Origin of the sequence: Arthrobacter sp. JUb115, assembly GCF_004365035.1 — a bacterium.
In the GTDB taxonomy this organism is placed as follows: Bacteria; Actinomycetota; Actinomycetes; order Actinomycetales; family Micrococcaceae; genus Glutamicibacter.
This window is the reverse complement of the sequence record NZ_SOBS01000004.1, coordinates 180,205-205,664: the sequence shown is the minus strand read 5'-3', so window position 1 is coordinate 205,664 and position 25,460 is coordinate 180,205. Positions and strand designations below refer to the sequence as shown.

Sequence of the window (25,460 nt, the reverse complement as noted above, 5' to 3'; positions counted from 1 at the left end):
ATCTAGACCAGGTCTTTCTGGGAGTCGGGAACGGTGCGGCCGCGCTCGGCCAGCAGGGCATTGACTTCTTCCGGGTCCGGCATGGCGTCGGAGCAGGCAACCTTCGAGGCCACAATGGCTCCGGCGGCATTGGCGTAGTCAAGCACCTGTTCCAGCGGCCAGCCGGAGAGCAGTCCGTGGCAGAAGGCGCCGCCGAAGGAATCTCCTGCACCCAGTCCGTTAGCGGTCTGCACCGGGACCGGCGCGGAAACCACGCGCTCGGTGCGGGTTTTGGCCATGACCCCTTCGGGGCCGAGCTTGACCACGGCAATCTGCACACCGGCCTCCAGCAGGCGGTCGGCCTGCTCATCCGGGGTGCCTTCGCCGACGGCTACCGAGCATTCGGTGTCGTTGCCGATGGCCACGGTGGCCGATGGCAGGGCACGCGCTACCTGTTCGCGGGCCTGTTCCACGGAGTCCCAGAACATCGGGCGGTAGTCCAAATCCAGAATGGTGAACTGCCCCTGGGCCAGGGAATCTGCTGGGCGGGCGGCATAGGCCGCCAATTGCGCGGTGCGAGAAGGCTCGCGGCTCAAGCCGGTGACGGTGCTCCAGAAAATCCTGGAGTCCTTGACCGCTTGGAGGTCGATGTCGCTGCTGTCGATGTTCCAGTCCGGCGCCATCGGGAAGCGTCCGTAGAAGTACAGCGGGAAGTCGTCCGGCGGCATGATGGCGCAGAAGGTGACCGGCGTCTGCAACGTGGCGTCGCGGGCTACCTGGGTGCGGTCCACGCCGAAGCGGTCCAATTCGCGTTCCAGGAATGTGCCGAAGTCGTCGTCGCCGATTTTGGTGATCACACCGGCTGCTCGGCCGTGCCGGGCTGCCGCCACGGCGACGTTGGTGGCGGAGCCGCCGAGGTACTTGCTGAATGTGTTCACATCCGCGAGGGAAACGCCGATGTCATTCGGATACACATCGACGCTGATGCGTCCGAGGGTGAGTACGTCGTAAGTCACGCAGATCGACGTCCTTTCGAGTCAGAAGTTCAGGGATCGGCCAACTGCCGAAGATGTGAACGGTGCCACAAGAAATACTTTGCACCATGAATTCGGCACTGTCAAAGGTTTGTACTGACATATTTACAACATGAGTAACATGATGTGGACAAATCCCCGGAATTCCGGGGTTTTCCATCCGTTTCGGACGTTGAAAATAAAAAAATTTCCACATGCCATGTCATGGCTTCATGGCGTGGCCCGCGAAGTTCGACGCGTCGAAACCGTCCCGCACGGCCGTGCGCTCGAGCAAAACGCTAGGCTCTTAACGAGAACAACCGACACCCCCAGGAGGAACTGTGGCCGCAGCACGCCGTCGAGCGACCATCTACGACGTTGCCCAGGCCGCAGGTGTTTCCAAGTCGCTGGTGTCCCTGGTGCTGCGCGGCTCCCCCAGCGTCTCGGAAGCACGTCGCGCGGCAGTACTGGCCGCCATCAAGGAGCTGGATTACCGCCCCAGCCAGGCCGCCACGGCACTTGCCGGCGGCACGAGCCAGACGGTCGGCGTGGTCATCGACGACTACACCAACGTCTGGTTCGTGGAACTTCTGCGCGGGCTCCAAGAAGGACTGGCCAGCGCGGGATTGCGCATCGCAGTTTCCGACCGGGCGCTCAACGCCCACGTCGGGTCGGACCCGCTCGATGGATTCCTCAGCACCCGGGTAGAGGCTTTGGTACTGGCCACCGAACCGACTCCTGCCATGCGCTTTTCCGCGCAGGTTCCGGTCATTGTGGCCGGCAATCGCGCCACCCAGGTTCGCGGCGCGGATATTTCGTCCAGTGACGACAGGCTCGGGGCCCGCCAAGCCATTGAGTACCTGGTTTCGCTGGGCCATCGGAATATTGGCCACATCGCCGGTGGCGGCGGAGCCTCGATGCTGCGCCTGGCCGGGTACCAGGAGGCAATGAAGGCCGCGGGACTCGAAGAGCGCATCGTTTCGGTCAGCGAACTGACCACCGAAGACACCGGCTACCAGTGCGCACGGCAGCTTTTGGGCGAAGCCCCGGAAACAACGGCCATCTTGGCCGGCAACGACTCAATGGCCATGGGAGCCATGGCAGCCGCCCGGGAAGCCGGCCTGTCGACACCTGGGGATTTGTCAATCATCGGCTACGACAACTCGCCGTTCTCCGGCACCCACCTGCTGCGCCTGACAACCGTGGATAGCCGCAACCACGAGCTTGGATTGCACGTGGCCCAGCAGGTGCTCTCCCGGCTCGCCAATCCCGAACGCGAAGCCCAGCGCGTGCTGATGGAGCCGTCGCTCATCGAGCGCGGCACCTGCGCGGCACCACGCCGGCCCTGATTCCCTCCGGTTCCAAACCTTCTCCTGCAGACCCCTTGACCGCGATCTGAAATAGGTTCTAGACTCTTTTGGAGCGCTCCAAAATATTCCATGAACAGCTTTCATCCAGGAGAATTCCATGACAAAAACCATCGGCATTGCCGTCATTGGCGCCGGCATGGCCGGGCTGTCCCACATCGCTGGGTACCGCACAGCACCCACCCTCTACAGCTCCGACTTGCCGCCGCTTCGCTACGTTGCCGTGGCTGATGTGAACACCGAGCTCGCGGCCAAGGTCGCCAAGCGCTACGGCTACGAAAAGGCGCTCGGCTCCTGGCAAGAGGTGGCCGCAGATCCAGATATCGACGTGGTCTCGGTAGTTATTGCCAACCGTTTCCACCGTGAAGCCGTCGAGGGCCTGCTGGCTGCCGGCAAGCACGTTTTGTGCGAAAAGCCGCTGGCTGACACCCTTCAAGAAGCTGAAGCGATGGCCACCGCGGCCCGCAACGCCGACTCCGTGGCCCGCGTTGGCTTCACCTTCCGCCGCACCCCGGGCATCGCCACGATCCAGAACCTGATCGCCGATGGCACCCTGGGCAAGGTGCTGCATTTCTCCGGACGCTACTGGACCGACTACGGCCACAACCCGCAGGCACCGATGAGCTGGCGCTTCAAGGGCCAGCCAGGCTCGGGCGCACTGGCCGATGTGGGAAGCCACCTGGCTTACGTTGCCGAATTCCTGGCCGGCGAGATTCTTTCGGTCAGCGGCGGCCAGCTGAGCACCAGCATCACCGAACGCTTCCTGCCAGCCGGCGCCGTCACCGGCCACGATCTCGTGGAACTGAGCGACACGTCCGAGCCGGTAGAAAACGACGACTACGCGGCGTTCAACGTACAGTTCGCCGGGGCCGCAGGCAGCCTGGAAGTTTCCCGCGTGGCAGCCGGCCACCCCAATACGCTGACCTTCGAGGTCTTTTGCGAGAAGGGCGCCGCACGCTTCAGCCAGCTGCGTCCAGCGGAAATCGAAATCATGCTCACCGAGGGCCCTTCGGCAACCAATGGCTACCGCACGGTAAATCTCGGCTCGGAACACGCCTACCTCAGTGGCGGACTGCCCATGGATGCGCCAGGTGTCGGCTTCGGCCAGAATGACGCCTTCGGCTACCAGGCGCGCGCCTTCCTCGACGAGGTCTGCGGCCTGGGCAATGCACTTCCCATCAACGCAACATTCGACGAGGGCGTGCACAATATGCGGGTCCTCCAGGCGGTCGTGCAGTCCGCTGCCAATGACGGAAAGAAGGTTTCACTGTGAAACTCGGAGTCTACAACGCAATCTTCCACAACCGCCCGCTGGCCGAAGCCCTGGAGGTCATTGCCGCCCAGGGACTGACCGGCATCGAGTTGAACACCGGTGGCTTCTTGCCCCCAGTGCACGTGCCGAACATCGATGAGATCCTGGAATCCGACATCGCTCGCGATGCCTTCCTCGCCCAATTCGAAGGCACCGGCGTGGGAATCTATGGGCTGAACTGCAACGGCAACCCGTTGCACCCCAATCGCGAAATCGGCCAGAAGCACGCCGAGGACATTCGCCGCTCCATCAAGCTGGCCGCGCGCCTAGGCCAGACCCGCGTGGTCACCATGTCCGGCCTGCCCGCTGGAGACCCCAATGCTTCGACCCCGAACTGGGTAGTCAATGCCTGGAATTCGGCAGCCTTGGACCAGCTGGACTATCAATTCGGGATCGCCGCGGAATTCTGGAAAGAAATCGATGAGCTGGCTGTCGAACACGGAGTCAAGGTCGCTCTGGAGCTGCACCCGCAGAACCTGGTCTTCAACCCTGCAAGCTTTCGCGAGCTGTTGAAGCGGGCGGGTACCAGCAACATCGGAGTTGAACTGGATGCTTCGCACCTCTTCTGGCAGCAGATGGATCCAGTGGCCGTTGTCCGCGACCTGGGCCCATGGGTCTTCCACGCAGCAGCCAAGGATGTGCGCGTTAATCCGAATGCGGCCATCCAGGGGGTATTGGATAACAGCTTCCGCAAGCTGGGCGAAGACGAACCACGCACCAACCTCGGCGGGGATGAATGGGCGAACGAGTGGCCGAAGAATTCAGCCTGGGACTTCGTGGCTTTGGGCAAGGGACATGGCACCGCATTCTGGACCGAGTTCTTGCGCGCATTGCACGAGGTGGATCCGGAAATGATGGTGAACATCGAACACGAGGACACCGAGCTAGGTGCCGTTGAGGGGCTGGAAGTCGCTGCCAAGGTACTCATTGAGGCCGACGCGGCCCTGCAAGCTTCATTGGCTGCAACCTCCTAGGATCCTCCCGCTGGCGTGCAGAAGCCCGGAATTCACCGTGTGAATTCCGGGCTTCTGGCGCATGCCGTTTTCGAAGTACTCGATGCACCTAGACAGTGCGGACAACTGCTTCGTAGTCGAAGCGTGCTTTTGGCGAGCCGATCTCGCTCTCGGCTGGCTGGCCGATATTCACGACCAGGAAGCTCTTCTGCTCGCCTTCCGGGAAGAACGATGCGTCGATGGCGGAGAAGTCTGCGCCGGTCATTGGACCTACCGCGAAGCCCAAGCTGCGTGCGGCCAGCATGAAGTAGCCTGCCTGCAGGTGTGCGTTGTTGTTGCCGGTGGATGCGGCGAAGTCCGCATCAGCATCGTACATGGCCTTGGGCGCGTTGTAGCCGGGCAGGAAGTTGTCCCACTGTTCGTGCCATGCGGTGTCATAGCTGAGGATCGCTACCAGCGGAGCTGCGGCGGTCTTGGCTTTGTTGCCGTTGGAGAGCGCGTCGACCAGAGTGGCGCGGGCTTCGCCTGACCGCACGTAGGTGACGCGCAGCGGCTGGGAATTGAACGCGGTTGGACCGAACTTGGCCAGTTCGTAGATTTCCTGGGCCTGCTCCTCGGTAACCTCTCCGGTGAACGCGTTAGCGGTGCGCGCCTCGCCAAAAATGGCGTTGAGCGTTGCTGTGTCGGCCTGGAATTCCTGGGATGCAACTGTCATTGATTGCCTTTCAGATCTGTCCGAGGCCACTGGTTCGGGCCATTGCCGGATACGGTTTTCTTCTATCAATGCCCAACGAGGATCGGCTGCACCTCATTCCGGCAAGCCACGTGTTCTCCGCCACACGCAGGCCTAGGGACCGGCAGGGATTCGCGAGTTTGCGGAATCATCCCAGCTGCGATGAAGCCTGGCGCACCCGACTGCGCACAGTGCGATGATTGCGCCGAAGCAGGTCACTGCCATCGATTCGCCGCTGATCTGCCCTACCCAGCCCAGCCCCAGCGCCCCAAGTGCGGTCAGGGCGTAGCCCAGTACCCAGAAGGCGGAGCTGGCGCTGCCTCGATGCCGCAGCTCGATGCGCCGCAGTACGATGCCCAGTCCCACCGGGAACAGCGCACCATGGCTCAGTCCAGCAACCACCAGGCCAACCAGGTACACCGTGACCGCCAGGCCCCCGCCCAACCTCGGGGCAATAGCTATCAGCACCGCGCCCACCGCCAGCCCGGCATAGCCCAGCTGCACTTTTTCGCTGACCAGCTTCCCGCCCGCTTTCTGGCCCACGGCAGTGGCGGCGAAAATCAGCGAACCGATGAGCCCCAGCAGGCGCAGGTCGGTAATCCCAAAGGCGCGGACCACCAGGATGGACGTCATGGCTGTACAGCCGCCCATGACCGCAAAGCCCAGGGTCATCAGTCCGCCCACGCAGAAGTCCCGTCGTGCCAAACGCGGCACCAGCGGAAGGCTGAGTTTCCATCCGCCCCGGCGGTGCGCAACACTGTCGGGGATCATGGCCAGCAGCACGATGCACAGGCCCGAAAGCACCGCGTGCACGCTGAAAGCGATCATGGGGGTAGCCGGGAAGAAGAAAGTCAGAAATGCCGCCAAGGCCGGACCGCTGCCTAGTCCCGCCATATTCGCCAGGCTGGAAATGGCGGCACCGCGTCCGGAGCTGGAGACCAGATCCGCCAAATAGGCTGTGGCCGTTCCGGTGACCAGCCCGGCGCACACCCCGGACAGGGCCCGGGCAATGAACAGCATGGGAGCGTCGGTGGCCACGGCATAAAGCACCCCGCTGGCGGCCGAGGCGAGCAACCCGAGAATCATGACGGGTTTGCGGCCAATGGCGTCAGAGAGGGAACCGAAGATGCACAGCACCGTGAGCACCACCAGGGCGTAGATCGCAAAAAGCTGGGTCGAGTCGGCGGTGCTCAGGCCGTATTCATCCTGAAGCAGTGGATACAGCGCGGTCGGCATGGTGGTACCGCACATGGCGACCGCATAGGTTCCCAAAACGACTGCTAGCGGCCAGCCACGGGTCTGCGGCGGCTTCTCTGGCAGGACCATGCCGGAACCTCGCTCTCGTGTTGAATAACAACCCGAGCCTAGATAAGACCTAATGTCCTGTCAATGTTTATTGCTGTTGATTGAACCTCGCCAAATCAGCAGCCCCGATCAGGCCCGCCACCGGACCCAATTCGGCTTGGCTGATCTTCGCAAAGGGACGGTAGCCCCTGCCGGAGAGGGTGCGGCGGTAAGTCTCTTCCGCGGTGGCCACCAGTTGCTTCGACGCCGCGCCCAAGCCGCCTCCGATAACGATGGTCCCCGGATCCAGAACCGAGACCAGATTCGAGATGCCCAACCCGAGCCATTCGCCCATATCCGCAATGAGGTCGGCGCACGCCGGGTCGCCCTCTGCGGCAAGTCGAGTTACCTCCGCCCCGGTAACTGCGTCCGGATCATCGCCCACGGCCTCGCGCAGGCGGAATGCCACCGGCGACTTGCTGCGCACAAGTTCGGCTCCTTCCCGGCCCAGGGCATTGCCAGAGGCGTACTGCTCCCAGCAACCGCGGTTTCCGCAGGCGCACCGATGGCCGCCGGGAACGATCACCTGGTGCCCGAATTCGCCAGCAATCCCGGACTTGCCACGGTGGATTTGCCCTCCGAGGATGACCGCCCCGCCGATCCCCGTTCCGAGGGTCAGGCACACCATGTCGCTTTCACCCCGGCCCGCGCCAAAACGATGCTCGGCCCAGCCGGCCGCATCAGCGTCGTTGACCAGAGTCACTTCATGTCCTACCAGCTGCATCAGACGGTCGCGCACCGGTTCATTGCGCCAAGACAGGTGGGGGCTGAACAGCACGTTCTGCCCCTTGCGGTCCATCCATCCCGCTGCTCCAATGCCCACCGGAAGACCTTCGTTGCCCTTCGAGAGCTCGCGGATCATCTCAGCCAGGGCACGTTCGGTCCCCGCCACGTCATGGTCCGGTGTCTCGCGGCGGATTTGCCCGAAGGCGTTCCCCTCTTGATCCACAAGGGCTGCAAGGATTTTGGTGCCACCGATGTCAACGCCGATGGAAAGATTTGCTGAACTCACAGTCATCTAGCTTAGACCCTCGCAAAACGCCGATGCTCCCGCTGCCGCACAGGAGCCCCTGACTGGTCCGGTGCCTGCACGGAACATCCAACGCAGTCCAGCACTTGGGCCAGCCCTGCGCCAGGTGCCCGGAAAACTCGTCCGGCGGTGCTCCCTGGCTGTTCGCGCTGTGAAGTGCAACTGCTCGAGCTCGCGCAAAATGCCCGCAAACCGGAGTTTGCGAGCATTTCGCGCTAGCTGCTACTTCTCGTCATCGAGCAATTCCTCGGCCTCGGGTTCGGATGGGGCCGATTCCTCAGTGCCCTGATGTCTCGGCAGGCCTGGGTACAGGCATCTGGATGGCTCCGGTCTGGATCTGCTCGAATTCATCGGGTGTGACCACCGGAATTTCGTAGCCTTCCTTGTCGATGAGCTTGCCGCCCACGTAGTGGTCGCCATCGAGCAATCCGCAGATCTCCTCGGTCTTGACCATGCGCGGCGGAGCCGCCGAGAAGACCGATGCATCCTTTGTATTCCCGAACTTGAGTTCGTTGAACAGCAGGTTCAGCAGCACGGCCATCACGGCCGCCGAGGAAATCCCGGAGTGGAAGATCGTCTCGAACCACGTGGGGAATCCAGCGTAGAAGTCCGGCTTCACAATCGGGATGCAGCCAAAGGCAATCGATGCCGCGACGATCACCAGGTTCATGCCGTCGTACTTCACCTTGGACAGGGTCCGGATCCCGGAAGCGGCGACGGTGCCGAAGAGCACGATGCCTGCGCCGCCGAGCACCGGAGTCGGGATGGCAGCGACCACTCGTCCGAGGATCGGCAGCAAGCCGAGCACGACGAGGATGCCTCCACCGGCCGCGACAACGAAGCGGCTGGTGATGCCCGTGATGGCCACCAGGCCGACATTCTGCGCAAAGGCCGACTGGGTGAAGGTATTGAAAATCGGCGCCACTGCGGAAGAGGCCATGTCGGCACGCAGGCCGTCGGCAATGCGCTTGGAATCCACCTTCGATCCGGCGATCTCGCCCACAGCGAGGATGTCTGCGGTGGTTTCGGTGAGGATCACCAGCACCACGATGGTCATCGAGATGATGCCGCCGATTTCGAAGACCGGCATGCCGAAGGCCAGTGGCTGCGGGAAGGCGAAGATCGCGCCGTGCCCGACCTGCGAGAAATCGGCCATGCCCAGCAGCGCTGCGGCGACGGTGCCCAGCACGATGGCCAGCAGGATCGACATGCGGGAAATCGCTGCATTGCCGACCTTGGACAGCAGCAGGACCACCAGCAGTGTTCCGGCGGCCAGGCCGATGTTGGCCAGCGACCCGTAGTCATCGGCCTTGGCGTCCCCGCCCATGGCCCAGTTGGCCGCGACCGGGGTCAGCGAGATGCCGATCATCGTAATGACCACGCCGGTGACCACCGGCGGGAAGTACCTGACAATGCGGGCGAAGAACGGCGCAATGAGGAAGCCGATCAGCGCTGCGACGAGCACGGCCCCGAAGACCGCCTGGATTCCGCCTCCCCCGTTGACGATGGCCACCATGGTAGCCACGGATGCGAAGGACGTGCCCTGGACCAGCGGCAGCTGCGCCCCGAAGAACGGGATGCCCACGGTTTGCAGGATGGTGGCCAGCCCGCCGACAAACAGGCAGCAGGCGACCAGCAGGCCCACCTCGTCCGGGGCCAAGCCGGCAGCGTTTCCGATGATCAGCGGCGGGGCGATAATGCCGCCGTACATCGTCAGGACATGCTGCAGGCCATAGGCAAAGGACTTCCCCAGAGGGAGCTTCGCGTCCTCGGGACGATTGCCTTTGATAGATTCATCTTGTGTAGCGCTCAAGGCTGACCTCCTACGTCAGTCGCTGCCAAAGGTGTGCCGGCGTGCCAGCGCCGGCCCACCTTCAACGCCGTTCAGTTAGATAAATGCCGGAATATTGGCCCAGATGGGGTGATTCGCCTCGGTGCCTTCGCGGGTGATCGTCGCTTCGATCAGGCCGTATGGGCGATCCGCGGCGAAGAAGACCTCGTTCGGGTTGTCTTGGCCGAAGACTTCCAGGTCAACCAGGAAGTGGTGCTTGTTCGGCAAGGACATCTTGATTTCGGCGATTTCCGGATGCACTTCGAGCACTGCCTGCCCCATCTGGAACATGGTCTGCTGCAACGCGTACGAGTGGGTGTCGGCGAAGCGGGTCAGCAGCAGGTGGCGCACCGAGGTGTAGACCGCGTCGAAGTCGATGCCCTGGGCGATGGCCTGGCCGGTGTAGCGCCAGCGCGCAGTCACGTCGGTGGCCAGGATGCGGTCGGTGGTTTCCTTCAGGGTCGTGTACTTGTCCACCGGGAAACCGTGGAACTCGCTGCCCGTGGACTTCAGGACGGTGAGGTCCTCCAGGCCGGCAACGATGGACTTCTTGCCTTCGGCGTCGATTTCCAGCACGGCGGTGCGCACTTCGGACTTGTTCTGCGAGAAGGCGTGGTCATGGTCGTTGATGCGGTCCCAGAAGAACTGCTGGGCTGCCCAGCGGCCGCCGGTGATCCACTCGAATTCGCCAGTGAAGTGGTTTCCCAGCTGCACCAGGAACTCCTCGATGGCGCCCACGCCGTTGCGGGCCAGGCCATAGACGGTGTTCTTCTGGGTGTCGGTGGCGACGACGCGGCCGTTGTCGCCGTCCTGGTGCGCGGCGGTGAAGTCGCCGTGCAGCTGGCTGGTGACGTTCAGGTCCTGGATCTGGTGGCGAACGGTGTCGCGGGTGATCTTGACCAGGCGGACTTCGGCCTTGCCGTACTGGTTGGAGCCCAGCACGATCTTGGTATCTGCTGGGGCGGTGATTTCGGTAGTCATTGTTCTAACTCCCTCGGTACGTGGAATATGCAAACGGGCTGATAAGAAGAGGTACGTGGTAGTGTTCGTCGACGTCGTTGACGAAGAAATCGATGCTTACCGCGGGGAAGAAGCTTTCCGTTCCCTGCTTCCCGAAGTAGCCGCCGGTTTCAAAGGAAATCCGGTAGCGGCCGGCTTCAACCTGTATCGGTCCGAGGTTCTTGATGCGGCCATCGGCATCCGTGGAACCCGAGCCGATTTCTTGCCAGCCGGATGCCGTCTTGGCTTCCAGCGTGGCCTTGACACCGGAGGCAGGCCTCCCGGTCCCGGTGTCGAGTATGTGGGTGGTGATGTGGCTGCGTTCGCCGTTTCCATCTGCCATGTTCATCTCCTGGCTGTCGGAGGGATTGGTATCGATAAATGCGCAGGGTTCACCCCGGGCATGGGCTTAGTTGTCCACCGAGTTCTCCAGCCGCAGCAGCGCAATCTGGCGCAGCTGCTCGGCTACTTCAAGCAGTTCGGCCTGTTCTGCGTTGGCCAGCCGGCGTTCGCATTCGGCAAGGATCTCTTCGGTGCTGCGGCCGGCGGCGCGGATGAGGAATACCCTGTTGAAGCGCTGCTCATAGGCCCGGTTGGCTGCTGCCAGGCGGCCGGCGACATCGTCATCAAGGTCCAGGCCTGCCTGTTCGCCGCGGGAGAGGTCCGCTTCCTTGCTGCTTCCCTGCGCTTGTTCGCCGATGCGCGGATGGTGGGCCAGGGCGGCGGCAATTTCCTCGCGGCTGAAGGGAGCGACGTCCTGGAGCGCAAAGCTGGAAAGCGCATCGAAGCTGCTGAAAGGACGGGCGGAAACAAGGGCATCGATCCAGCGGTCGACATCGACGCAGGGGCGCAGGAAATCAGCGGCCTCGGCTGCGGGCAATTGGTTGAATACGTCTAAACGCATCGGGTGATCAGCTCTTTTCAAACGGTCGTTCTTTCCACGGACCTTGGCTGAACACCCTTACCACCGAAGGAGACTTCGGCTTCGACTCGATGCTGGTTTCGTGGAACCTTGTGTGACCACTGTAATCCACCTCACAGTGTCGCAGTCAAGGGAAAGCTGGAAAAACATTAACAAGTGTGACTTTTTGCCGGTTTCCATATTGTGGATAGATAATTTTGCGCCCAGCTATTGCAAACGCTCTGACCTAGCCCACATAATGGTTTCACAACACAGAAGATAATTTCCATATTATGGAAATGTGAAATCGCGAAGGAGGGTCGCAATGACCGCTATCAACCCAAGCAAGATCAACTGCACACCGGAGGACCAGCGCCTCATTGCCACCACCGACGCCTTGCGCACCGGACTGTTCCAGCCCATCGAGAACCTGGATCCGGATATTGCCCGCCAGCCGCGGATCACCCGTGAGGCCCCCTCGCTGTGGAGCCGCCTGTTCGGCCAGCACCCGGGACGCTAGGCGTCCCCTGAAGACCACGCAGAGGCCAACCCCTGAGGCGTCGGGACCTGGCCTCTGCGTTTTTTAATTCCGGCTGCAGCGCCTCGCGCCAGCCCGGCTAGTCCTCGCCGAATCCCATGAAGTCGGCCGCAGCGGTGCTTGGCGCCGCCAGCATGCCGACCATGGAATCGACCAGGAAGTAGCCCAGCGACTCCCAGTTGCCCCGCTGCTTGCCTTCATTGACCGTGCGCTCGTACTGCGCGCACAGCCCCAGGAACATCGGACCGAGAATCAGCGCACGCGACCTGACCACGACCTCCGGAATGCCCTCGAATTCCTTGCGAGCACGTCCTGGGCCCGCCACGCTCAGCACCTCGTCGCGCAGGCTGTCGCCCACAATCGCCGGCAGTCCTGGATGCAGCCGTGCCTGGTAGAGGAATTGCGCCCGCCAGGAGGGCCGCGGCAGCGCGTCAAAGGAATAGATCCAGGGAAGGGTCCGCACGGTGACCACCTCGCGCAGGCTCGCCTCCGGTCCGCCAGCAAGGGATGGCAGGCGGTTGCGGCAGCTGCGCATGTCGCCCAGTGCCCGCTGGAGCATGGCCTGCAACAGGTCCTCGCGGCTCCCGAAATGGTATTTGATCGCCGAATGGTTGGCAGTACCGGCATGCTCGGTAATTTTCCTATTCGATACGGCGTCTATGCCGTGGCTCGCGAAGAGCTCTTCTGCCGCATCGAGCAAGACCTCCCGCGCCTTATCGCCGTGTCGGCTCACCGTTCCCGCCTTTCCTCGCATCATCTCGTCCCGGCACCCAGGAAGTGAACCTCGGCACAGTTGCAGACAATTTTACGCCATATGGCGTAAATTAGTTGTTAGTATTCAACTAAAGACCTTGGCGGGTTGCCTCGCACCCCGCTGCAGACCGAGAATCCAAGGAACATGCGCAGTTGAGCAACGACGCCGCAGTCACTGAAAACCCGCCGCCCTCCCGCAGGGCCAAGCACGAGAAGCAGCCTCTTTCCGAGCAGGAAGCGGCCGCCAAACGCGCCAAGGCCGAAAAGATCGGCAGGACTGTCGCAGTCTTCATCATGCCATTGATGATCGTGGGCATGATGATCTGGGGCTACCTGGGAGCCATGCACCACCAGTCAGCCGCGAACATGCCGGTGGCCATTTCGGCCACCAGCAGCGCAGCGGCCGGTGACTTTGCCCGGGCGCTGGAGGACAGCAATGCTGAGGCCGTGGACCTGCGCATCGTGGACTCGGCCCGCGAAGCCCGCGAGCTGGTCTACGACCGCGAAGTCACCGCTGCGGTGGACCTCGATGGCGATACGGCCACGCTGTACACCGCCAGCGGCGCCGGCATGTCAGCCACCTCGGCCATCACGGCCGTGCTCACGCCGGTCATCATGGAGCAGTCGCTGGAACTGGCTTCCCAGGATCTGGTGCCGCTTCCGGAGAACGACTCCATGGGCATGGGCGCCATGCTGCTGGCCACCGCGATGATCACTGCCGGCTACATGCCCTGGTCGATGGCCTTCTCGAACTCCCCGGAACTGCTCAAGCGCCGCCGCGCGCTGCCGCTGCTGGGCGGATGGTCGATCCTGCTCTCCGGGCTGGGCATCCTCGTCGGCGGCCCGATCCTGGGCGTCATTCCTGCCGCGAGCATCCTGCCCGCGTGGTCGACCCTGGCCTTGGGCGTCTTCGCCGTGGGCGCCGGGCAGCTGCTGCTGACCCGCATATTCGGCGCCATGGCCGTCATCCCCGGAATGTTCCTGTTCATGGTGCTGGGCCAGCCGGCCTCCAATATGGGCATGTCGGTCTACACCCTGCCGAAGATCTTCCCGTTCCTGCACCAGTTCCTGCCGATGCCGACCCTGGGCGAAGCCATGCGCTCGGTGCTGTACTTCAACGGCGACGGAGCGGCCCGGCATATCCTGATTCTCGCCGGCGGTGCCGTCGCGGCGCTGCTGCTGGTCGCCCTGCTCGATGCCCTGCGCATCGCCAAGGGCAAGAGCGATATCCCCACCCAGATCAATGTCGCTTCCCTGCATGGCGGCCCGCGCCCCAAGAACAAGGCGTGGCGCTACATCACCTTGGCCGCACTGCCCTTCGGCATGATCGCCATCATGCTCAGCTCCATGCTCGGCGCCATGCAGACCCCGGTGCCACGCGACATGCCGGTAGCCGTCGTGGGCTCCTCCGTGGAGCAGGCCCAGCAGACCGTGGATTCGCTGAACGAATCCATGGAGGGCATGTTCGAGTTAACCGCCATGGACAATGCCGCTGACGCCCGGTACCTGGTCGAGTCCCAGGAGCTGTCAGGGGCCTTCGTGCTGCCTTCGGAGCAGAGCCCGGAAGCTGCCGTCTATACCGCCCAGGCTTCCGGCAACGCCGCATCGCAGCTGGTGGTCCAGGTGTTCACGCAGATCGGCCAAGCGCAGCAGATGGACGTGGACCACCAGGAGCTGGCCCCGCTTCCGGAGCACGACAATATGGGCACCGTGGCCATGTACCTGGGCATGGGCTGGGTGATGGCAGGCTTCATGGTCATCATGGTCGGCGCCACCGCGGCACCGCACATGGCCCCGCTGCAGAAACTGGTCCCGCTGGTGGCCGTGTACTCGGCCTTCATGTCCGCCGTGCTCTGCCTGATCGCCGGCCCGTTCACCGGGGCAGTGGTGGGCCACTTCGGGCAGCTGTTCAGCGTCGGCATGCTCGCGATTTTCGCGGTGGCCATGCTCACCACGGTATTCAACCGCCTGCTGGGCATGGTCTGCCTGGTCCCGACCATGCTGATCGTGATGTTCCTGGGCGTCCCCGCCTCCAATGGCGGGCTGTCCATCTACATGGAACCGCGCATCTTCACCATCCTGCACGACATCCTGCCGATGCCGGCTGCCGTTGAAGCCATCCGCGCGATCGTCTACTTCGACGGGGTCGGGCTCGGCTCCCACCTGGTGGTCCTGGCTATTTGGGCCTTGGCCTGCCTGGCCGTGACCATGGTCATCGACCAGCTCAAGCCGGTGCAGACCTCCAGCCACCCGGTTTCCGCCGAGGAGCTCGCCGCGCTGCAAGGCCGGGCGCTTGAAGCCAAGGCGAGCGAAGCCGCGGCATCCGCCGACGCCATCGACGCTGAAGCCGGGGACTTGGCAGACGCCGAAGCCGCGGCCGGCGAAAGCGGCACTGGAAACCGGGAGAAGGACGCGGTCAGCGTCTAATCAGTCCTTCTCCCCTGCAGATGCGGGCCGGTTCATGGATGTGAAATGGCCCGCATTTTGGTGTCCCCTAGCGATCGATCTTGGCTACGGTGAGCAGCACGCTGGAATCCTGCGTGGCGCTGATTTTCAGCCTCCCCTCGGGAAGCACAATGAGATCCTGGCTGCGCCCCTCCCACTGGTTGCCCATGGATGAAACGGTGACCCTGCCCTGGAGGACCAGCAGTGTCGCTTCGCCGGGATTCACATGTTCTTGCAGCTCGGTGCCGGCCGTGAGCCCAATGACGGTTTGGCGCAGGGTGTGCTCATGTCCGCCGAAAACCGTGCTGGCAGCTCGGCCATTGGTTGCATCCGCGGCTTCCCTCAGCTGGGTTCGGGCGATGGCGGCCAGCGAAAACTTCTTCATCAAATCCCTGCATCTCATCTCTCGGGCTGGATACTCCGGGCTGATTAGCCTGTGCTGCTACAAGACTGTCCCCGCACCGGGGCAAAGGTCAAGGAAAGCGCGGGGACTACTTCAGTACCAATTGAGCCAGCACCGGCAAGGCAATGACCGACAGGACGCAGGTGATCACGATGGCCACCGCAGTCGGCTCGCCATCCCCGGTGTCGTTCTGGGCCATGATGTAGGCGGTTGCGCTGACCGGCATGGCCGCCATGAGCACCGCGGCATTGAACCAGATGCGATCCAGATCCGGGGCGAAAACAAGCAGCATGGCCACCGTCAGCAATGGCATCGCCACGAGTTTGCCCAGCACCATGGCCGCGATGGAGGTTCTCGCCCAGCTGCCGCCAGCCGCAGAGCCATCCGGAGCAACCGGTGCATGCTTCCTGGCACGCGAACGGTCAATGGTCCGCTTCAGCGACATGCCGATGACGAAGAGCGCACCCGGGGCGGCCGCGGCGGATATCAGGTCAACGGTGTCGTCCACCGGCCGCGGCACGGGCACACCGAGGATTGCTACCGTGCCGCCAAGGACCATGGCCCAGGTGACCGGGCTGTAAACCAGGGCATTGCGGATGGTCCGGGCGATGCGCGCTGTGCTTGCCGGATGCTGGCCTCCTTTGCCGTTGGGCAAGAGAATTTGGGCAAGGATGGGGAATCCGACCATGAAGATGATGTTGTGGACCAGTTGCCCCATGCCCGCGGCGAACCCGGCTTCTGTGCCCATGACGCCGAGGATAATCGGGATTCCCAAGTACGACACGTTGCCGAAGCTGGTGGTCAGCATGCCGGCGAGCGCCCGCGCCCGGTTTGCGCGCAGCAGATAGCGGAAAGCCAGCCAGCTGAGCAGGGCGAAAAGCAGCGCGGAGACGATACTGATCCACAGGAATGCGAGTGGCACGCCTTCGCTGATATCCGCCCGGGCTACCACCTTGTAGAGCAGCGCCGGCAAGGCGACATAGAAGACGAACACATTCAGTGCCGGTTCCACGCTGGCCGGGAATTTGGGTGCATGGCTGGCGCCGTAGCCGATGAGCATGACGAAGAACAGCGGCAGCACGCCATAGAGCACGTCGAGGAACACAAGCCTCCTTAGGGAATGTTCGGCCGGGGTCGCGGGGACCGAGCACTTCAAGGTTAGTTGCTTGCCAGGCTGATCCGGGAAATGCGCCGGGGGCGCTTCGCAACATGCAGGCGAAAACTGGGGTTTGGCGGCGCAAATTCCTAGGATGAGACCACGCGCCTCGTCCGATCACTGTTGAGCTTTCCGCAAGGAGAATTGATGTCCCACGCATCTGGAGTCCCGCAGGCCCCGCGCACGATTGCCATCACCGGCGCAGGATCAGGCATTGGCCGCGCCACCGCACGCCTGCTGCTGGCGCAGGGATGGAATGTGGTGCTCGCCGGGCGCACCGCGGCTAACCTGCATGAGACGGCGCAAGGCCACGGTTCCGCCTTGGTGGTTCCCACGGATGTTAGTGATCCGCAGGCTGTGGAACACCTGTTTGCCGAAGCGGCGCAACGTTTCGGCACGGTCAATGCGCTGTTCAATAATGCCGGGATTTTCGGTCCCTCGGCAGCCATCGATGAGCTGAGTCCGGCCCAGTGGGATGAGGTTTGCCGGATCAACCTCACCGGGGCCATCAACGCGGCCCGCACGGCCTTTGCCCATTTCAAGGCCAACGACGGCGGACGCATCATCAACAATGGATCGATTTCAGCGCAGGTTCCGCGGGTGAACTCCGTTGCCTATACCGTCACCAAGCACGGCATCGCCGGCTTGACCAAATGCCTTGAACTTGATGGACGGGAGCACCGGATCAGGGCCACGCAGCTCGATATCGGCAACACCGCCAGTGACCTGCTCGATGATTTCGGTGCCACCCAGGGTGCCTTGCAACCGGGCGGCCAGCGGCTCGTCGAGCCGACATTCCCGCTGGCCCAAGCCGCTGAGGCCGTTGCGTACATCGCCGGGGTTCCGCTCGGTACCTCCATCAACCAATTCACCATCACTGCTGGCGGAATGCCCTACATCGGGCGAGGCTAGGGCGCAGGCAACCGGAGGAAGGAATTGGCGTGCAAGTCGATGCTCCGGTTGCGTGCGGCAATGCTCCGCGCCATCAGATCATCATGGGATTCTGGTTGCGCTACACGGCATGAACCTGCCAGAACTGCGCCAGTGGCCGCAGCGAAACGCCTTTCAGCCACGTGCTGCGCTTTGACTCCGCCGGCAAGAGCGCGAAACTGGCAGGCGTTCGCAGCTGCTGTGCTGGTTCTTCCCCTGCCGTACTAAAGGCCTAGAAGAATTCCGCCAGCAGCGCTTCGAGCTTCGCAAAAGCGGAATTCCATGCCTTGGTGCTGGATTCGATAACCTCATAAGGCAATGGGGTTTGGGTCAGCGTCAGCATCGTCTGCCCGGCGAATTCCTTGAATTCGATACGGGTTTCGATCACGAGGTCCAAGGTCATTTCGTGCGGGCCGTCGGCACTGACCAGGCATTCGTACTCGTCGAAAGACGTCAGGACCGCCTTGAGCGGCACCTTGGCATCCGGGTTATCAGCCTGCACCATATTCAGCTCATGCCGGCCGCCGACCTTGGCTTCGAATACGACGGAATCTTCCTCGACAAGCCAGCCATCGGGACCCCACCACTGGGCGATGATTTCCGGCTCGACGAAGGCAGCCCAAACGGCGTTCTTCGGTGCGGAAAATTGCCGGGCGACTACGAGTTCAGTCATCGATTCCATAAGGTCAATATTATCGCGGCCCGCCATCAGGTTCACCCGCAGGGGCAACTACCCCTGCGGACGGCGAGGCTCCATGCGGCTCGCGGTGTACAGCGTTTGCTCATCCGGCGAGGTTCCGGCAGCTTCATGGGCGCGCATGACCTTCATTGCGCGGTCCCATTTGATGCGTTCGCGAGGGCTGGCGAGGACACGGCGCTCGGCCGGACCGAAGATGGACAATCCCAAGTACTTCAGACGCCAGAATATGCGGTAGCCGACGCTTAGTCCGGTGGTATCGGAAATGATCGGCAGGGGTGATTCATCCATGATCGTCGTCCTCTTCGGTCATTGGGTTTGCGAGTACTGGCACTTCAATCATACGTCATTAGTTGGTGCACCAACTAAATGGGGTTCTAGCTTTTCGGAGCGTTCGAACCTGCAGCAATAATGCGGTCCAGGATGCCGCGCAGCTCCAGCACATCCTTGTCGGTCAGGGCAAGCCGGGCCATCATTTCGCGCGGCACCTCCACCGCTTCAGCACGCAGCGCGGCACCCTTCTCGGTGGGCTGAATGATGACGGCCCGCTCATCGTCCGGGTTCTTCGTCTTTGCCACCAAACCGGCAGTTTCGAGGCGCTTGACCAACGGGGAAAGCGTTCCCGGATCCAGGTGCAGATGCCCGCTGAGGGCACGGGCGCTGATCGGCCCCAAGTCCCAAAGGGCCAGCATCACCAGGTACTGGGGATGCGTCAGCCCCAGCGGATCCAGCACGGGCTTGTATGCCGAGATCACCGAGCGCGAGGCTACGGCCAGGCCGAAGCACACCTGCTTTTCCAGCTTGAGAAGATCTTCGTCGCGAAGAATAGCACTGTCCACGTTGTCGCAAGCTCCTTGAAAGATGCCTAATACCACTGCATTGATCGTACCGCGGTCGAGAATACCGTGCCCGGGCCGAAAGCTGCCCCGGGTCGCAGCGCCAATTCCAGTTGCGTTCGAATCGGTGGCGCAAGTAGTCAAAGCGGGCCACAGTGAATAGCCTTGGCATATGAGCAATCTTGAGCACCGGCCTGAGGAGATCGGCTGCAGTGCAGTGCGTTCCCAGGCAGAGGTTGAAATCCTGGAACCACGCGAAGTGCCCTTGGGCGGTCCGCGGGCAATGACGGTCTTCCGGACACTGCCGCAAAAGCAGCGCAGCCTGATCGGCGCTTGGTGCTTCCTGGACCATTACGGTCCTGACGATGTCGCAGTCACCGGCGGGATGAACGTGCCCCGTCACCCGCACACCGGACTGCAGACTGTCTCTTGGCTCTTCACCGGAGAGATCAACCATATGGATTCGGCCGGGTTCAAGGCGACCGTGCGACCCGGCGAGGTCAATCTGATGACCGCCGGGCACGGAATCAGCCATTCGGAGATCCTCACCGAAGACACCACCATCCTTCACGGCGCCCAGCTATGGACCGCGCTGCCGGATCATGCACGGGATATGGAACATACTTTTGAGAACTACCGCCCGGAAGCGCTCACCGCTCCCGGCTGGTCGCTGTCGGTCTTCCTTGGCACCTACGGGGTGTCGGGCAAGTCGTCCACCTCCCCGGTGAAGACGCACACCGAGCTCGGTGGCGCCGAACTGCGCCTTGAACCGAACACCGAGATCGAAGTGGTTGTCCCCGGGCACCATGAGCACGGGATCCTCCTGGACTCCGGCAATCTTGAAGTCAACGGCCATGAACTCGCTCCACGCGATCTCGGGTTCGTGCGTGCGGGATGCACGACCCTGCGCCTGAAGTCCGGGGACCAGCCGGTTCTGGCGCTGCTCATCGGCGGAGAGCCGCTGAAGGAAGACATCCTGATGTGGTGGAACTTCGTAGGCCGCACCCATGAGGAAGTCCTCGCGTTCCGCGCGCAATGGCAGGCCGAGATCGGGGCCGAGCCCGGGGATGCCTCCGAGGATCGCTTCGGGCCTTTCCCGCCTAATACTCCGGCAGCCTTGCCGGCTCCAGCACTTCCCACCGTTCGCCTGCGCCCGCGCGTGAACCCCGCCTAACCAATAAGGAACTCCCAATGAGCGACATCAAACCAGTATTCCTGCCCGAGCGCCAGCGCTTCGCCCTCGACGATGACGGCAAGATCATCGGAGCGGCGCACTACCGCGATTTTGATGGGGCCCAAGGCGTCGAGCGGATCTTCTTCCACACCACCGTGGATGAGGAATACGGCGGACAGGGCCTAGCCAGCGTCATGGTGAAATTCGCGCTGGAGAACACCATCGCCAGCGGTGCCAGGATCGTTCCGGTCTGCCCGTACGTGAAGGCCTACGTTGCCAAGCACACCGAGTATGCGCAGCATATCGTGGAACCGGACAAGGACCACCTGGGCATCCTGCCGCGCGGCTAAACCGGAGATCTCAGGGGTTCATCTTGAGGCCGCGTGCGGCCAGCTCGTCGCGGAGGATGCGGATGGCTTTCGGGCCGACGCCGTGCAGCGCGAGCAGCGCCGCGGTGCCGGCTTGCCCCGCCTGCTCGAGACTGGTGATGCCGGCCTGCTCGAAAGCCCTGGCGGCGGGGTTGCTCGTCTTGGGAAGCTCTGTGTCCATGATCCCAGCGTAGTCAGGCTGCTGGCTGCGCAACAGGTTTGGTGCGCGGCGAGATCGCGATCAGGACCAGAATCAGCAAGAGGCTGAAGCTGAAGACCGAGATGAACTCCATCCCGGTGGCGGCCATCGCGAAGATGACGCCACCGATGGCGGTGGTTCCGGCGTTGCCCAGGGAGTCGGCCACGGTCATTGCCGATGAGTTGAATCCCTGTTCATCCTTGGCAGACAGGGCCAGCATGTTCACGTTTTGCCGCGGGAAGATCATCCCCATGCCGAAGCCGCCCACGGCCCATCCGCAGACCAGCACGAGGACCGGCGGATGGAAGATCGCGGTGGCCAATGCGGTTGAAATCGCTACGCTGCCGGCGATCGCACCCACGGTGATGCAGGTGGAGGATTCCACCTTATCCCCCAGCTTTCCTTGCAGCCATGAACCCACCGACCAGCACAATGCCGAGGCCGTCAGGATCAGGCCCGCCCGGTCGGGACCCAGCTGGTAATCCTCGCGCAGCAGGTACGGCAGATAGACTTCCACGCCGAAGAAGGCCCCGGCCACGAAGATGCGGGTCATGATGGTGGACGGCAGCCCCTTGGCCAAGCTGAACGTGCCCTTGGGCAGCAACGGGCGAATTGCTGCAAGGGCTACCGCCAATGCCAAGACCAGTCCCAGAAGGGACCAGCTGCCCTGCGCATTGCCGAGCAAGTTCATGCAGATGACAGCCAGTCCAGCCAGGCCGGCCAGCATCAGCCGCTTCTTGGAAATCGGCCCCAGGTCCGGATTGCGCTGGGAGCTCAGCGACTTCAACGCCGGCACGATCCCGCAGAACGCGAGAACCACCAGCACCGCCACGCCGGAGAACACCCAGCGCCAACCGAGGTGCACGGCCATCAAGCCGGCCAGCCAGGGGCCGATCATCGCCGGGACCACCCAGGCGGTAGCGAACAGGGCGAAGATCTTGGAATGCAGATGCGCAGGATACGCGCGGGCAATGAGCACGTAGATGGCGACGGTGATCGCGCCACCGCCAATTCCCTGCAAGATGCGCCCGGCAATCAGGACCTGCATGTTCTCGGCTGAACCGCAGATCAGCAGCCCAATGCAGAAAACGGCCACGGCGATGGACAGCGGGTGCTTCGGCCCCCACCGGTCGGTGACTTCTCCGGCGGCAACCATCCCCAGCATCCCGCTGGCGATTGGCGCGGCAAAGGCCAGGGCGAAGTAGCGTTCGCCCTCCAGCAGCTCGCTGACCAGTGGCATTACCGTGGTCACGGCCATGGATTCGAAAGCGACCAGGAAGACGAGCACGAACATGCCAAGGGTGGTGGCAAGATACTGCGGAGCATAGATCGTTGACTCGGCGCGCTCGGCTGATTGGCTGCTGCGGTTCAGGGGCATGCATCCATGATCTCAGGTTTCCCCTAGCCGCCGATCACGTGCAGGCTGAAGGCCGCCAGGAAGCCCGAGGTCACCAGCAACCCTGTGTAGTCGAGCTCCACCTTGTAGGCTTCCGGAATCATGGTGTCGGCGATCATCGTCAAGATGCCTCCGGCAGCGACCGCGGTGGCGAAGGCCAGCACTTCACCGGGCATGGATTCCAGCAGCAGCGCTCCGAGGAAGGCAGCGATGCCGCAGGAAATGGCTATCGATCCCCAGAGCAAAACGATCGAGGACCCCTTGCGCCCGGACGCTTTCATCTGTGCGGTACTCGCCAGTCCCTCGGGGACATTGGAGATGAATATGGCGATGAGCATCGCCGGATTAATGCTCGCGGTGGCGACCACGGAAAGTCCAAGCGCCACGGACTCGGGAATGCCGTCGATGAGTGCACCGACCGCGAGCGCGGTTCCCGATGACTCCTGCTCTCCTGCGCGCTGCGCCTGCCGCTTTGAGGTTCTCCAGGCCAGCAGCCGGTTCGCGCCGAAATACAAGGCAGCGCCCACGATCACGCCGCCCAGCGTCGCAACGAGGCCGCCGGTTTCATAGGCTTCGAGCACCAGCTCGAAGGCCAGTGCGCTGACCAGGACCCCGGCACCGAAGGCCATGATGGCGCTGACCCAGACCTTGGGGATCTTCAGCCACCAGGCCGCGCCAGATCCCAGCAGCAGGGCCGAGCCGGCCACAGTGCCCCACAGCAAAGCCTGCATCGAAGCGAACATGGCACCCACTATAGCCAGCAATTCGCTGGCTTAGTAGGTGCCATATGAGTTCTGACTGGGACTAACCCTCGGTGGACATGTTATTGAAGCGCGAGTAGTGGCCCTGGAAGGCCACGGTGATGGTCTTGGTCGGACCGGCACGGTGCTTCGCGATAATCACGTCAGCTTCGCCCGGACGGTTTTCCTTGTCGTAGACGTCATCACGGTGCAGCAAAATCACCATGTCGGCGTCCTGCTCAATCGAGCCCGATTCGCGCAGGTCCGAAACCATTGGCTTCTTGTCGGTACGCTGCTCGGAACCACGGTTCAGCTGCGACAGCGCAATCAACGGAACGTCGAGTTCCTTGGCGAGCAGCTTGAGGTTACGCGAGAACTCGGAAACTTCCTGCTGGCGCGATTCCACGCGCTTGCCCGAGCTCATCAGCTGCAGGTAGTCCAGGATGATCATGCGCAGCTCATTGCGCTGCTTGAGGCGACGGCACTTGGCACGGATTTCCATCATGGACATGTTCGGCGAATCATCAATGAACAACGGGGCTTCGTTCAGCCGGCCCATGGTCGTGGCGATCTTGGTCCACTGTGCGTCTTCCACCGAGCCCTTGCGCAGATCCTGGAGCTGGATGGATGCTTCGGCCGAGAGCAGGCGCATCGCAATTTCATTGCGGCCCATTTCCAAGGAGAAGAACACGGTGGCCATATTGTGCTTGATGGCAGCAGAACGGGCGAAGTCCAGCGCGAAGGTTGACTTGCCCACCGCAGGACGGGCGGCGATGATGATCATCTGGCCGCCCTTCAGGCCCTGGGTCAGCTCGTCGAATTCATAGAATCCGGTGGGCACACCGGTAATGCCATCGCCCGCGTTGGCCGCGTTCTCGATTTCATCAACGGTGTCTTCGATGATGTCCGAAAGTCGCACATAGTCTTCACTGCTGCGGTTCTCGGCCACCTTGTAGACCTCTGCCTGGGCTTCGTTGACGATTGCGTCAACTTCACCATCTGGCGAGTAGCCCATCTGGACAATACGCGTTCCAGCGTCAACCAATCGGCGCAGCACGGCGCGTTCGCGCACGATTTCTGCGTAGTACCCGGCGTTGGCTGCAGTTGGAACCTGCTGGATGAGATTGTGAAGGTAGGCGGCGCCACCAATGCGCGAGATTTCGCCGCGCTTGGTCAGCAAGTCGGCTACGGTGACCGCATCGGCTGGTTCGCCACGACCGTAGAGGTCGACAATCGCCTCGTAAATTGATTCGTGGGAGGGACGGTAGAAGTCGGTGCCGCGAATGGATTCAACGACGTCAGCAATGGCGTCCTTGGAGAGCATCATGCCACCGAGGACCGACATCTCGGCCTCGATATCCTGTGGCGGCTTGCGCCCTGCGTCGGAATCTCGTCCTTCGTAAACCGGCTCAGCACTCATTGCAGACACTTCCATCCCCTATTGACCCGCTGGGAAAAATTATCCTTGCCTCATGGCAACGCTTCATCGTGTCAGTCGATACGGACATTTGGATGTCAGGCGCCTGTGGATATTTCTCTCCCGAACCCAACACTAGGGCTGTTATTAACAGGCGTAAACCTCATTATCCACAGAATATGTGGATAACACTCCTCTACCTGTGGAGTTCCCTGTTCACAGTCTGGGGAGAACTCTGTGGATTACCCCACTCTACGTATCATTAATATCTGTTGACTTGGTTGTTTGTATTCGCACACCTGTGGACAGAAACTTAATTCATTGAAGCTCACGCCAACCGACCCAAGGTTATCAACACCCTTAATCGCCCAGTTCCCGGGGTTTTTCACCCTTTGTACACATTTGCCCACGTCTTGTCCACAGTTTTGTGGATAACCTTGTGGATACTGGTGAATTTACAAAACCCTAAGTCACCGTGGATTAAATTCGCCAGCAAGGCCGGATCTTCCAGTAGTCCACAATCGGCTAGGGTTTCTGCGTTCGGGGGCGGTGGATAACTTAATGTGTGCAACGACTCGGCGGGCGAACCTGGATCAGCGACTGGGCTGCCGGCGCACTCTCGCCACTTCGCGTCCGCGACGCGCGCCAGTGAAGACCCCATAAAGCGCCGGTTTCATTTGTGATGCGCAGCCTTTGCATGGCTCGGAAACCCCATCCGAGGGTTGCCGGCAATTCGCTGCCACTCTGGTCCAGCGTGCAGCGAGGATCCATGAGCTACCTGCGCGGTTCTGTTCGACGACCCAGGCGGGTGGCGGATATGGCGAGTTCAAGGTTTCTCGCGACAGATACTTTGATGACGAGGTTATCGCCAAATGCCTGGGGCAGCTGGCCCAAGATGGCAGGCCATGAGATTGCCAGCCATCTTGCCACGTCTTCAGGGTGGCGA

Annotated in this window: 26 protein-coding genes; 8 read left to right on the top strand and 18 right to left on the bottom strand. The window is 62.3% G+C overall.

Going from position 1 to position 25,460, the window contains the following annotated elements; all coding sequences use genetic code 11:
- Positions 1 to 2 precede the first annotated feature (2 nt).
- Positions 3 to 995: a 5-dehydro-2-deoxygluconokinase gene (iolC, locus tag EDF61_RS08825; RefSeq protein ID WP_105656549.1), complete on the bottom strand. Its 993-nt coding sequence runs from the start codon at positions 993 to 995 to the stop codon at positions 3 to 5.
- 338 nt (positions 996 to 1,333) lie between these two features.
- On the opposite strand from iolC, the gene EDF61_RS08820 reads away from it, so the two are divergent.
- The 3 genes from EDF61_RS08820 (at position 1,334) to EDF61_RS08810 (ending at position 4,645) form a co-directional block, all read left to right on the top strand.
- Positions 1,334 to 2,341: a LacI family DNA-binding transcriptional regulator gene (locus EDF61_RS08820; RefSeq protein ID WP_133833844.1), complete on the top strand. Its 1,008-nt coding sequence runs from the start codon at positions 1,334 to 1,336 to the stop codon at positions 2,339 to 2,341.
- A 118-nt stretch (positions 2,342 to 2,459) separates the two neighbouring features.
- Entirely contained in the window at positions 2,460 to 3,632 is a 1,173-nt protein-coding gene (locus tag EDF61_RS08815; RefSeq protein WP_133833843.1) for a Gfo/Idh/MocA family protein, read from the top strand.
- Complete coding sequence (locus EDF61_RS08810; RefSeq protein ID WP_133833842.1) at positions 3,629 to 4,645, top strand: sugar phosphate isomerase/epimerase family protein; 1,017 nt, start codon at positions 3,629 to 3,631, stop codon at positions 4,643 to 4,645. The genes EDF61_RS08815 and EDF61_RS08810 overlap by 4 nt, the downstream gene beginning before the upstream one ends.
- An 88-nt stretch (positions 4,646 to 4,733) precedes the next feature.
- Here EDF61_RS08810 and EDF61_RS08805 read toward each other — a convergent pair whose 3' ends face one another.
- From EDF61_RS08805 to uraD, 7 genes are all read right to left on the bottom strand, one after another.
- Positions 4,734 to 5,339 (bottom strand): malonic semialdehyde reductase, encoded by a 606-nt coding sequence (locus EDF61_RS08805; protein ID WP_133833841.1) that lies wholly within the window; start codon positions 5,337 to 5,339, stop codon positions 4,734 to 4,736.
- A 132-nt stretch (positions 5,340 to 5,471) separates the two neighbouring features.
- Entirely contained in the window at positions 5,472 to 6,683 is a 1,212-nt protein-coding gene (locus tag EDF61_RS08800; protein WP_133833840.1) for an MFS transporter, read from the bottom strand.
- Positions 6,684 to 6,750: 67 nt separating this feature from the next.
- Positions 6,751 to 7,713, bottom strand: coding sequence for an ROK family protein (locus EDF61_RS08795; protein ID WP_286134082.1), 963 nt, complete (start codon positions 7,711 to 7,713; stop codon positions 6,751 to 6,753).
- Positions 7,714 to 8,008: 295 nt separating this feature from the next.
- Positions 8,009 to 9,544, bottom strand: coding sequence for a nucleobase:cation symporter-2 family protein (locus EDF61_RS08790; protein WP_105656556.1), 1,536 nt, complete (start codon positions 9,542 to 9,544; stop codon positions 8,009 to 8,011).
- 75 nt (positions 9,545 to 9,619) lie between these two features.
- On the bottom strand, positions 9,620 to 10,543 hold the full coding sequence (gene pucL, locus EDF61_RS08785) for a factor-independent urate hydroxylase (RefSeq protein WP_133833839.1): 924 nt from the start codon (positions 10,541 to 10,543) through the stop codon (positions 9,620 to 9,622).
- A gap of 4 nt (positions 10,544 to 10,547) precedes the next feature.
- Positions 10,548 to 10,904: a hydroxyisourate hydrolase gene (gene uraH, locus EDF61_RS08780; RefSeq protein WP_105656558.1), complete on the bottom strand. Its 357-nt coding sequence runs from the start codon at positions 10,902 to 10,904 to the stop codon at positions 10,548 to 10,550.
- Between the two features lie 66 nt (positions 10,905 to 10,970).
- Positions 10,971 to 11,465 carry a 2-oxo-4-hydroxy-4-carboxy-5-ureidoimidazoline decarboxylase gene (uraD, locus tag EDF61_RS08775; protein WP_105656559.1) on the bottom strand — a complete coding sequence of 165 codons (495 nt, stop codon included), beginning with the start codon at positions 11,463 to 11,465 and terminating at the stop codon, positions 10,971 to 10,973.
- Between the two features lie 322 nt (positions 11,466 to 11,787).
- Between uraD and EDF61_RS08770 the strand changes: the two genes are divergently transcribed.
- The gene (locus tag EDF61_RS08770) at positions 11,788 to 11,982 is read left to right on the top strand and encodes a hypothetical protein (RefSeq protein ID WP_133833838.1); all 195 of its coding nucleotides are present in this window, start codon (positions 11,788 to 11,790) and stop codon (positions 11,980 to 11,982) included.
- Positions 11,983 to 12,079: 97 nt separating this feature from the next.
- On the opposite strand, the gene EDF61_RS08765 is transcribed toward EDF61_RS08770, so the two are convergent.
- Complete coding sequence (locus EDF61_RS08765; protein ID WP_166650753.1) at positions 12,080 to 12,733, bottom strand: TetR/AcrR family transcriptional regulator; 654 nt, start codon at positions 12,731 to 12,733, stop codon at positions 12,080 to 12,082.
- Positions 12,734 to 12,906: 173 nt separating this feature from the next.
- On the opposite strand from EDF61_RS08765, the gene EDF61_RS08760 reads away from it, so the two are divergent.
- Positions 12,907 to 15,180, top strand: a complete 2,274-nt coding sequence (locus EDF61_RS08760) for an ABC transporter permease (protein WP_133833836.1) — start codon at positions 12,907 to 12,909, stop codon at positions 15,178 to 15,180.
- 67 nt (positions 15,181 to 15,247) lie between these two features.
- Here the strand turns inward: EDF61_RS08760 and EDF61_RS08755 are convergent, their stop codons facing one another.
- Together EDF61_RS08755 and EDF61_RS08750 are read right to left on the bottom strand one after the other, a co-directional pair.
- The gene (locus tag EDF61_RS08755; RefSeq protein ID WP_133833835.1) at positions 15,248 to 15,583 is read right to left on the bottom strand and encodes a cupin domain-containing protein; all 336 of its coding nucleotides are present in this window, start codon (positions 15,581 to 15,583) and stop codon (positions 15,248 to 15,250) included.
- A gap of 106 nt (positions 15,584 to 15,689) precedes the next feature.
- A complete protein-coding gene (locus EDF61_RS08750) occupies positions 15,690 to 16,706 on the bottom strand; it encodes an AEC family transporter (RefSeq protein WP_133833834.1) in 1,017 nt (338 codons plus the stop codon).
- A gap of 198 nt (positions 16,707 to 16,904) precedes the next feature.
- On the opposite strand from EDF61_RS08750, the gene EDF61_RS08745 reads away from it, so the two are divergent.
- Positions 16,905 to 17,669, top strand: coding sequence for an SDR family oxidoreductase (locus tag EDF61_RS08745; protein ID WP_133833833.1), 765 nt, complete (start codon positions 16,905 to 16,907; stop codon positions 17,667 to 17,669).
- A 250-nt stretch (positions 17,670 to 17,919) separates the two neighbouring features.
- Here the strand turns inward: EDF61_RS08745 and EDF61_RS08740 are convergent, their stop codons facing one another.
- From EDF61_RS08740 to EDF61_RS08730, 3 genes are all read right to left on the bottom strand, one after another.
- The gene (locus EDF61_RS08740; RefSeq protein WP_166650752.1) at positions 17,920 to 18,360 is read right to left on the bottom strand and encodes an SRPBCC family protein; all 441 of its coding nucleotides are present in this window, start codon (positions 18,358 to 18,360) and stop codon (positions 17,920 to 17,922) included.
- A 57-nt stretch (positions 18,361 to 18,417) separates the two neighbouring features.
- Positions 18,418 to 18,675, bottom strand: coding sequence for a hypothetical protein (locus tag EDF61_RS08735; protein ID WP_286134083.1), 258 nt, complete (start codon positions 18,673 to 18,675; stop codon positions 18,418 to 18,420).
- Positions 18,676 to 18,761: 86 nt separating this feature from the next.
- Positions 18,762 to 19,223 (bottom strand): MarR family winged helix-turn-helix transcriptional regulator, encoded by a 462-nt coding sequence (locus tag EDF61_RS08730; RefSeq protein WP_105656568.1) that lies wholly within the window; start codon positions 19,221 to 19,223, stop codon positions 18,762 to 18,764.
- Between the two features lie 169 nt (positions 19,224 to 19,392).
- Between EDF61_RS08730 and EDF61_RS08725 the strand changes: the two genes are divergently transcribed.
- Together EDF61_RS08725 and EDF61_RS08720 are read left to right on the top strand one after the other, a co-directional pair.
- On the top strand, positions 19,393 to 20,394 hold the full coding sequence (locus EDF61_RS08725) for a pirin family protein (protein WP_105656569.1): 1,002 nt from the start codon (positions 19,393 to 19,395) through the stop codon (positions 20,392 to 20,394).
- A 17-nt stretch (positions 20,395 to 20,411) separates the two neighbouring features.
- Positions 20,412 to 20,744: a GNAT family N-acetyltransferase gene (locus EDF61_RS08720; protein ID WP_105662222.1), complete on the top strand. Its 333-nt coding sequence runs from the start codon at positions 20,412 to 20,414 to the stop codon at positions 20,742 to 20,744.
- 10 nt (positions 20,745 to 20,754) lie between these two features.
- Here EDF61_RS08720 and EDF61_RS08715 read toward each other — a convergent pair whose 3' ends face one another.
- The 4 genes from EDF61_RS08715 to dnaB all read right to left on the bottom strand — a co-directional run bounded on the left by EDF61_RS08715 (position 20,755) and on the right by dnaB (position 24,517).
- A complete protein-coding gene (locus EDF61_RS08715) occupies positions 20,755 to 20,943 on the bottom strand; it encodes a helix-hairpin-helix domain-containing protein (protein WP_105656632.1) in 189 nt (62 codons plus the stop codon).
- 13 nt (positions 20,944 to 20,956) lie between these two features.
- The gene (locus EDF61_RS08710) at positions 20,957 to 22,339 is read right to left on the bottom strand and encodes an MFS transporter (RefSeq protein WP_133833832.1); all 1,383 of its coding nucleotides are present in this window, start codon (positions 22,337 to 22,339) and stop codon (positions 20,957 to 20,959) included.
- Between the two features lie 23 nt (positions 22,340 to 22,362).
- Positions 22,363 to 23,100 (bottom strand): ZIP family metal transporter, encoded by a 738-nt coding sequence (locus tag EDF61_RS08705; protein WP_105656633.1) that lies wholly within the window; start codon positions 23,098 to 23,100, stop codon positions 22,363 to 22,365.
- 61 nt (positions 23,101 to 23,161) lie between these two features.
- A complete protein-coding gene (gene dnaB / locus EDF61_RS08700) occupies positions 23,162 to 24,517 on the bottom strand; it encodes a replicative DNA helicase (protein ID WP_105656572.1) in 1,356 nt (451 codons plus the stop codon).
- Positions 24,518 to 25,460: the final 943 nt, after the last annotated feature.

What these genes read in the sequence shown, in the direction of transcription:
- EDF61_RS08725 (WP_105656569.1), top strand. Translation starts at nt 19,393, where the DNA reads ATGAGCAATCTTGAGCACCGGCCTGAGGAGATCGGCTGCAGTGCAGTG.
- EDF61_RS08755 (WP_133833835.1), bottom strand. Translation starts at nt 15,583, where the DNA reads ATGAAGAAGTTTTCGCTGGCCGCCATCGCCCGAACCCAGCTGAGGGAA.
- pucL (WP_133833839.1), bottom strand. Translation starts at nt 10,543, where the DNA reads ATGACTACCGAAATCACCGCCCCAGCAGATACCAAGATCGTGCTGGGC.
- uraH (WP_105656558.1), bottom strand. Translation starts at nt 10,904, where the DNA reads ATGGCAGATGGAAACGGCGAACGCAGCCACATCACCACCCACATACTC.
- EDF61_RS08815 (WP_133833843.1), top strand. Translation starts at nt 2,460, where the DNA reads ATGACAAAAACCATCGGCATTGCCGTCATTGGCGCCGGCATGGCCGGG.
- EDF61_RS08800 (WP_133833840.1), bottom strand. Translation starts at nt 6,683, where the DNA reads ATGGTCCTGCCAGAGAAGCCGCCGCAGACCCGTGGCTGGCCGCTAGCA.
- EDF61_RS08740 (WP_166650752.1), bottom strand. Translation starts at nt 18,360, where the DNA reads ATGACTGAACTCGTAGTCGCCCGGCAATTTTCCGCACCGAAGAACGCC.
- EDF61_RS08720 (WP_105662222.1), top strand. Translation starts at nt 20,412, where the DNA reads ATGAGCGACATCAAACCAGTATTCCTGCCCGAGCGCCAGCGCTTCGCC.
- EDF61_RS08805 (WP_133833841.1), bottom strand. Translation starts at nt 5,339, where the DNA reads ATGACAGTTGCATCCCAGGAATTCCAGGCCGACACAGCAACGCTCAAC.
- EDF61_RS08705 (WP_105656633.1), bottom strand. Translation starts at nt 23,100, where the DNA reads ATGTTCGCTTCGATGCAGGCTTTGCTGTGGGGCACTGTGGCCGGCTCG.
- EDF61_RS08710 (WP_133833832.1), bottom strand. Translation starts at nt 22,339, where the DNA reads ATGCCCCTGAACCGCAGCAGCCAATCAGCCGAGCGCGCCGAGTCAACG.
- uraD (WP_105656559.1), bottom strand. Translation starts at nt 11,465, where the DNA reads ATGCGTTTAGACGTATTCAACCAATTGCCCGCAGCCGAGGCCGCTGAT.
- EDF61_RS08735 (WP_286134083.1), bottom strand. Translation starts at nt 18,675, where the DNA reads ATGGATGAATCACCCCTGCCGATCATTTCCGATACCACCGGACTAAGC.
- EDF61_RS08715 (WP_105656632.1), bottom strand. Translation starts at nt 20,943, where the DNA reads ATGGACACAGAGCTTCCCAAGACGAGCAACCCCGCCGCCAGGGCTTTC.
- EDF61_RS08745 (WP_133833833.1), top strand. Translation starts at nt 16,905, where the DNA reads ATGTCCCACGCATCTGGAGTCCCGCAGGCCCCGCGCACGATTGCCATC.
- dnaB (WP_105656572.1), bottom strand. Translation starts at nt 24,517, where the DNA reads ATGAGTGCTGAGCCGGTTTACGAAGGACGAGATTCCGACGCAGGGCGC.
- EDF61_RS08770 (WP_133833838.1), top strand. Translation starts at nt 11,788, where the DNA reads ATGACCGCTATCAACCCAAGCAAGATCAACTGCACACCGGAGGACCAG.